The organism is Phenylobacterium sp. (assembly GCF_024508875.1).
Classification (GTDB): domain Bacteria; phylum Pseudomonadota; class Alphaproteobacteria; order Caulobacterales; family Caulobacteraceae; genus Phenylobacterium.
This window is the reverse complement of record NZ_JANINU010000132.1, coordinates 1-6,509: the sequence shown is the minus strand read 5'-3', so window position 1 is coordinate 6,509 and position 6,509 is coordinate 1. Positions and strand designations below refer to the sequence as shown.

Below are 6,509 nucleotides of genomic sequence, written 5' to 3'. Positions count from 1 at the left end.
CGGCTCGATGATGCGGTAGGTGCCGCGGCCGCGCTTGTCGACGCGGCGCAGGTCCTGCAGGTCGGGCGGCCCGTCCATGCTGACCGTGACCCCGATCTCGTTCTCCGCCAGGAACTCGATGATCTCGTCGGTCAGCAGGGTGGCGTTGGTGGTGAGGCTGAAGCCGATCCCGCGACCCTGCATCGCCGCCTGCTCGCGGGCGTACTCCACGACCTGGCGCAGCAGCTTGAAGTTCATCAGCGTCTCGCCGCCGAAGAACGTGATGTGGACCGCGTTGCGGCCGGGCGACTGGGCCAGCAGGAAGTCGACCGACGCGCTGGCCGTCTCCAGCGTCATGTACTTCGGCTTGCCCTCGGGCGTGGCGATCTTGTCGGCGCCGAACTCGTAGCAGTAGGTGCAGGCGAGATTGCACTGGTTGGTGATGTTCAGCACCAGCGCCTGGAGCGGGAAGTCGGCCGGCGGGCTGGTCGGCCCCGGGGCGACGGCCGGCGTCACCGTGTCCGAGACGATCCCGCGCACGTAGCGCAGTTCGCCGATCAGCTCCTCGGCGTCGGCACGGAGATGGCCGTGCTCCACCAGGGCGTCCACCAGTTCGGCATGGGTCATCTCCCGCTCGCCGAGCCGGCGGAGCACCGCGCTGGCGCCGTCGTCCAGCGCGAAGATCGCGCCGGCGGCGACAAGGTAGATGAAGTCCTGGCCGGCGGCCTGGAACTCGTGCAGCTCGCCCCGGCGATACCGGGTGGCCGTCATCGGCGTCATGCTGGTCATTGGGTGGTCTCCGCCTGGTCCCAGCGCCGGTACGTCGGCACGGTGACGACGAGGTAGGCCTTGCCGACCAGCGGCTTGCCGAACTTGTCCTTATCGTCCTTGGCCGTCGCGACGATCCAGACCTCGCCGTAGTTGTTGCGGCCGAACCGGCGCTTGGGATTGGGACCTTCCACGGAAGGCGTGAACAGGGCCGTCGCGCTGAGGTCGCCCACGAAGTTCGTGTCGTCGTCGTAGGTGACGGTGTGGAACTCTTCCATGCTCCAGGTCACCGGGACCGGGCCCAGGGCGACGTCGTCGTCGGTGCGCGGCTTGCCGTCGGGGCCGTTGGCGTAGCCGACGACGTCGAACTGCTCGTAGCCCTTGTCGAACTTGATGCCGCCGAGGTGGGCGAGCGCCGTCTCGGGCGTGACCCTCAGATAGTCGACCTTGTCGTAGATCGGCAGCGCGTTCACCAGCACGGCGCCCTTGACGCTGACGTCGCGGTTGCCGGTCGGCGTCTTGTCGGCGACGTCCACGCTGACGACCAGTTCGCGGGAGCTGGCCGAGACCACCTTGGTCACGGTGACGCCGGCGCCCATGTCGATGTCGGCGGGCGAGAGCTTCGCGGGCAGGCCGTCGCCGTAGATGCGGACACTCGCCCCCTTCGCGCCGGCCTTCAGCGCGTAGGGCATGACCGCGGCGATGGTCGGATCCGCCGAGGCGCGGGCCATCGTCACGTTGAAGCCAAACTCATTGTAGGCGCCCCAGTACCAGCGGCCCTGCGCCATCTTGAGGTCCGGCGCGAACCACATGGTCTCGCGTCCCGCGCTCTTCGGATCGTCGGGCTGGCCGGCGCCGCCCGCGCTGGAACTGCCGCGCCAGCTATAGCCGCCGTAGGCGATGCCCTCGCCCTTGCGCGAGATCGTGGCGCCGGACTGCAGCGAACGCAGCGTGGTGACCGTGACGAAGTGGTCGGCGTCCTTGCCGGGGCTGATCGTCATGTCGCCGACGTAGCGTCCCTTGCCGGGCAGGTTGGCCGAGACCGTCCACTTGCCTTCCAGGCGGGGCGAGCGGATGCGCGGCGCCCAGGCGGCCCATTCCGGCGTGTGCAGCGGCGCGTTCGCCGCCAGCCAGTTCAGGGCGACCTGGCCGGGCAGCAGCGGCTTGCCGTCGGGGCCGGGCGACGGCGGCCCGCCCTGCGCCGGCCGGCTGTACTGCGCCTCGGCCTGGGAATAGAGGGCGACGTGCATGTTCTGCAGCAGCGCCCATTCGCGGCGGCTGCGCCGCGAGGACAGGGGCTGGGCGAAGGCGTGACAGGCGGCGCAGGCCTGGCGGACCGTGTCGTTCGGGATGTTGGTCTCGTCCTGGATCCGGTTCTCCACCAGGTACATGACCGGCTTGGCTTCCTCCGGCGCGAGGCCGTGGTGCGTGCCGAGGTACTGCACGATCTTGCGGGCCTCGGCGGGATCGATCGTGGCGCCGTTCAGCTTGACCATGCGCTTGATTGTCGAGGCCCAGCCTTCCGGCGTGGAGCGCACCCAGGAGATCCGCGACAGGTTGCCCTTGTCGTCGGCCGCGTGACACGTGCCGCACTTCTCGATGGTCAGCTTGTCGGTGACCGGAATGCCCTTGTCGGTCTCGGTCCACTCGACGGGGTCGGGGCCGGTCTGCTTGTTGACCTGCGCCACGACCACCGACGCGGAGAACACGCCCAACATCGCCAGCGCGAGCGGGCCGGCCTTGCGAAGCAACTGCGATCGGGCCCCCCACGCGGCGCGGCGCCCGCCCGCGGCGGACCCGGGCGGCGCGTGTCCCGGACTGTCCTGACTGCCGTCAGACGCGCCGACTTCGCTCTGCGGGACGTTCATCTCGAGATAATCCCCCTTGCCGGTCCGGGACGAGTCTCACCGGCCTTCCGGATGTGGAGCGGGACGGTCAGAGGCCAAGCTGGTCAAGCGGGTTTCTCTTGGACTGCGACCGGGAAACGCGACTGCGGCGCAATGCGCCAAAGAACAGGCAAAGGACTCGCGCCGGGCGCCTATTTCTTCCACGCCGACGCTTTCTCGGAACTCGCGATATCACCCATGATGAGGGCCTCGCGATCAAGCAGAAAGCTCAGCGTTGGCCGCTCGTCGCGCAAGCCGGCGGATCCGGATAGGCGTCGACGACGGGGCCCAGCGCCTCGACCAGCGGGCCCAGCCACGGCTCGTAGTGCTTCCAGTGCTCGACGGCGTCGGTGAAGATCGGCCTGCGCACCTGCTCGGAGCTGGCCGTGCGCACCGCGCGGTCGTTGTTGTAGAACTCCAGACAGGCCTCTTCGAACGGCAGGCCGAGGGCGTCCAGCAGCCGGGCGACCTCTTCCGGAGTGTTCGCCACCATCCGTTCGTAGATCACGCGGTGCACGGCGCCGGGCGCGGCCTCATCGTAGGCGGCCATCAGCGCCACGTAGTCGCGGTAGTAGCGGCCGATGTCGGCGAGGTCGTAGGAGAACGCCTGCCCGCGCGCGAAATGCTGCTTCCAGCCCGAGAAGCAGCAGCCCAGCGGGTGACGCCGTGCGTCCACGACCTTCGCGTTTGGCAGGATCAGCCGGATCAGGCCGACGTGCTGCCAATTGTTGGGCATCTTGTCGATGAACAGCGGCCGGTCCGTCTGCCGGTGGACCCGCGTCCTCTCCATATACTCGTCGCCCAGCCGTTGGCGGTCGGCCGGCGTGAGCGAGGCGATCATCGCGCGGAAGTCCGGGAATTCGCCCTGGTCCACCCGCGATTGCAGGCGACCGGCGATCATCATCATCTCCGGCAGTTCCATGGTGCCTTCCACCTGGCTGTGGCTGGCGAGGATCTGCTCCACGAGGGTCGAGCCCGAGCGCGGCAGGCCGACCACGAAGATGGGGTCTGTGGCCGGGCAGCCGCCGGGGCCCATGGCGGCGATGAAGGCGGCGCCGAAGGTCTGCGCCGTCGCCGCCACCTCGGCCGAAAAGGCGTCGGCGTCGTGCTGCACAATCGTGCGGCGCAGGCGGTTGCCCTGGTCGTAGTGGCGGAACGAGGCGTCGTAGTCCTTCGCGTCCTCCAGGGCCTTGCCCAGGGAGAAATGGAGGTGGAACACGTCTTCGCGCCGCAGGTCGGCGTCGTGCTCCAGTGACGCGAGCGCCGCCTCCATGGCCGCGACGTCCCCGAGGTCCAGCTTCACCGTCTTGAGGTTGGCCAAGCTCCACCATGCCTCGCCCATGGTCGGCTGGCGCGTGACCGCCTCGCGATAGGCGTGGATGGCGTCGGCCTGCCGCCCCAGCGTCTTCAGCACATGCCCGAGGTTCTGCCAGACCTGCGGCTGGTCCGGGTGCTGCTCCAGCAGTCGCTGGTAGATCTCGCCAGCCTGTTCCTGATGGCCGAGGCGCACCAGCACGGAGGCCCTGAGCAGGTCGTGTCCGCGGTTCGCGACGGGGGAGCGGGCCAGCGTCTCGGCGTGCTCCAGCGCCTCGGGAAGGCGGTTGGTCTGCAACAGCAGGCGTACGAGGAAGTCGCGGGCCAGGTCGAAGCCCGGCGCCACGCCCACCGCCCGCTCCACCAGCGCCAGCGCTTCGGTCATCTCGCCGCGCCGCCAGTGGATCTCGCCGAGGAGCCGCAGGGCCGGCGGATCGTCGGGCCGCCGCTGGAGCCTCGCGGTCACGATCGCCTTGCCCTCGTCGAGGCGCCCGTCGTTCATCGCCGCGGCCGCGCGCAGCAGGTCGGGATCGTGGGAGGACGCATGCACACCCGACAGGTCGGCGCGCCAGGCGTCATCCGCGCGGCCGGCCTTGCGCAGCGCCCGGGCGAGCAGGAACCAGCCGTCGGCGACCGCCGGCTGCTGGCGGGTGAGGGTCTCGAGGGCGGCTATGGCCTGCCGGTTGTCGCCCGCCTCGTTCGCGGCCTGCGCCAACTCCCACATCACCGCGGGTACGCGCGAATGCTCGCGCGCGAGGACGGAAAGGCGGGCCAGCGCGGCCTTCGGCCTTCCCAGCCGACGCAGGGCCTGGCACGCGAGCAGCTCCGCCGGCGGCAGCGCAGGCGCCTGTCTCAACAGCATCTCCGCGCGCGCGAGCGCGGCCTCGGGATCGGTATCGAGCAGCGCGGCGATCTCGGCCTGGGCGGCCTGGAGCGACAGCGTCTCGGGAGGGCGGCCGGGGCGGATCATCACGCCCGGTCGCGCCGGCGGGATCGGCATGAAGACTTCCTTGTCCTGCCGCAGTCGCAGGGGCGACAGCGCATTCGGCGCGTTCGAGACGACCGCCAGCCTATCCGGCCGCGCGCCCGACTCCCGTTCAACCGCAAGGCCCGTGAGGGGGAGCGGCGCCTCGTCCATGGCCGAGCCCTTGGGCGCCTACGCTCAAATTTAGGACAACTTTCGAGGTCTCAGGCGTGTCACGACGGCGAAGGCCTAGGTCTCATGGTGTAACGCGCTTGACAGTTCTGATCGGCGCTCAGTCTATCAGAATTGAGACATCTCCGCGGAGTGCTGCGTCCTCGGACTGTCTGCCTGATTCAGAATATGTTCCGCACGTCAAAGTGCGAACGACGACTCGCCCGAAGATATCGTCTTCGGAGGCGAATAATTGCGCGCTGATTACACCCAAAACAGACTTAACAGCGCCAGAGGAAGCGTCGCTCAACGCAAGCGCAGCAAGCGGAGAGGAAGGAGGGCAACTAGGGTCAAGACTTGGGGGATATGCGATCATGACAGATCAAACCGCTTTCCGAGGAAAGCGCCTTCTTTGCTTGCTGGCGGCGACAACCGTCCTGACGCCTCTCGTGCTTGCGGGGCCGGCATCCGCCGCGGCCGCGGCGGAAGATGGCGGGGAGGCCGTGCTGGGCGAAGTCATCGTGACGGCCACGCGCCGGTCGGAGAGCGTGCAGAAGGTGCCGATCTCCATCCAGGCGCTTAGCACCGAGAAGATGCAGCAGCGACAGGTGAAGGGGCTCTCGGACCTCGTGACCCTGCTGCCCTCGGTGTCGTTCGCTGGCCTCGGGCCGGGACGGCAGACCGCCTACTTCCGGGGCATCGTTCCCGCCGGCGGCAACTACGCGTCCGTCGGCTACTACCTGGACGACATCCCGATCACCGGCACCGGCGTTCCGGACATCCACGTCTACGACCTGGAACGCGTCGAGGCTCTGTCGGGGCCGCAGGGCACGCTCTACGGCGCCGGCTCGCTGGCGGGCACCATCCGCTTCATCACCAACAAGCCCAAGACCGGCCAGCTGGACTGGGGATACAACCTCGAAGGCAACAAGTACGGGCCCGGCGCCGTCGGCGGCCAGATCGAATCCTACGTCAACGCGCCCGTCACCGAGAACATCGCCGTGCGGGCCATGGCCTACTATCGGCGGGACGGCGGCTACGTCGACAACACGCCGAACAACGGCAAGCTGAACGACGGCCGGTCCGCGGTCCTGACGCTCGGGGACAACAACCCGGCGACCTCCTACACGCTGGACAACTCGTCCATCGCCAAGGACGACTACAACACCATCCGCGAGTACGGCGCCCGCGTGCAGGCGCTGTGGGAAGTGGCGCCCGGCTGGGAAGTGACGCCGCAGATCACGGCGCAGCACCAGGTCTCGAAGGGCTACTTCGGGTTCGACCCGCGCGTCGGCGACCTCGAGGTCCACGACTACGACGTCACCGAGAACGACGACAAATGGTACCAGGCGGCGCTTTCCGTCCACGGCCACATCGGCGACTGGGACGTGGTCTCGGCCACCGGCTACCACCAGCGCAAGACCAAG

The 6,509-nt window shown here is 68.8% G+C and carries 4 protein-coding genes; 1 reads left to right on the top strand and 3 read right to left on the bottom strand.

The window, feature by feature from the left end:
- The 3 genes from Q0L11_RS11190 to Q0L11_RS11180 all read right to left on the bottom strand — a co-directional run.
- Nucleotides 1-768 (bottom strand): radical SAM protein (locus Q0L11_RS11190; RefSeq protein WP_296597321.1); only part of this gene is annotated, 768 nt, incomplete at its 3' end.
- The gene (gene peaA, locus Q0L11_RS11185) at nt 765-2,498 is read right to left on the bottom strand and encodes a quinohemoprotein amine dehydrogenase subunit alpha (protein ID WP_296597320.1); all 1,734 of its coding nucleotides are present in this window, start codon (nt 2,496-2,498) and stop codon (nt 765-767) included. The genes Q0L11_RS11190 and peaA, both read right to left, overlap by 4 nt.
- A 364-nt stretch (nt 2,499-2,862) precedes the next feature.
- Nucleotides 2,863-5,085 (bottom strand): tetratricopeptide repeat-containing sulfotransferase family protein, encoded by a 2,223-nt coding sequence (locus tag Q0L11_RS11180; protein ID WP_296597319.1) that lies wholly within the window; start codon nt 5,083-5,085, stop codon nt 2,863-2,865.
- 413 nt (nt 5,086-5,498) lie between these two features.
- Between Q0L11_RS11180 and Q0L11_RS11175 the strand changes: the two genes are divergently transcribed.
- The coding region (locus tag Q0L11_RS11175) for a TonB-dependent receptor plug domain-containing protein (protein ID WP_296597317.1) at nt 5,499-6,509 on the top strand (1,011 nt) is incomplete at its 3' end.

Bases quoted from the DNA above. Each gene is read 5' to 3' on its own strand.
- Q0L11_RS11180 (WP_296597319.1), bottom strand. From the start codon at position 5,085: ATGGACGAGGCGCCGCTCCCCCTCACGGGCCTTGCGGTTGAACGGGAG.